At 54.1% G+C, this 612-nt stretch carries 2 protein-coding genes; both read right to left on the bottom strand.

Translation table 11 applies throughout. The features are described from left to right. On the bottom strand, nucleotides 1-301 hold a 301-nt coding region (locus C7B16_RS24335), incomplete at its 3' end, for a phage tail length tape measure family protein (protein WP_143192639.1). After that, nucleotides 294-612: phage tail assembly protein T (locus C7B16_RS24340; protein WP_107180300.1), on the bottom strand; the 319-nt coding region annotated here is incomplete at its 5' end. The genes C7B16_RS24335 and C7B16_RS24340, both read right to left, overlap by 8 nt.

Below are 612 nucleotides of genomic sequence, written 5' to 3' on the forward strand. Positions count from 1 at the left end.
TCACCTGACCACCCTGTTGCAGCATGATCAGCCACGGACTTTGCCCGCCTGCAAGCTGCGTGGCCACGTCGGTGAACTGCGCAGGCAGCATACGCATGGCGGCTTTATACTGCCCGACGGAAATCCCCGCTTTCTGTGCAGCCAGCGCCTGTCGGCTCAGTGACTGTTCAACGACATCCGCTGTTTTTTTCGCATCACTTTCTGTACCGGAAAAATGACGCCTGACTCTGGCCATCTGCTCGTCAAATCTGGCCGCATCCAGACTTAAATCAACGACCAGATCACCTACCGGTTCAGCCATACCGTACTCCCCCTGCAATACCTTCTGATACCGACATCAGCATCAGATCCTCCTCCGTCATCTCCGCCACACCGGATGGCGTCTGCACAGGTTCATTACCGTCATGGCCATAACGAACACCACCGGTCAGTTCTGCCGGTTTTTGCATCAGCACATCATCTTCAGACTCTTCTTCAGTCCCACACCGGTTCAGCAGGCTGAAATCAGACGGCCTCATATCAGGATCGGCAAAAAACAGGCTGAGTACGGCATACGTCAGCCCGGCAAAATGCATATCCAGTTGTGCATCCTGAAAATAATGCGTGCGGTAA

The organism is Escherichia sp. 20412-1 (assembly GCF_003027595.1).
GTDB classification, from domain to species: Bacteria; Pseudomonadota; Gammaproteobacteria; order Enterobacterales; family Enterobacteriaceae; genus Escherichia; species Escherichia marmotae.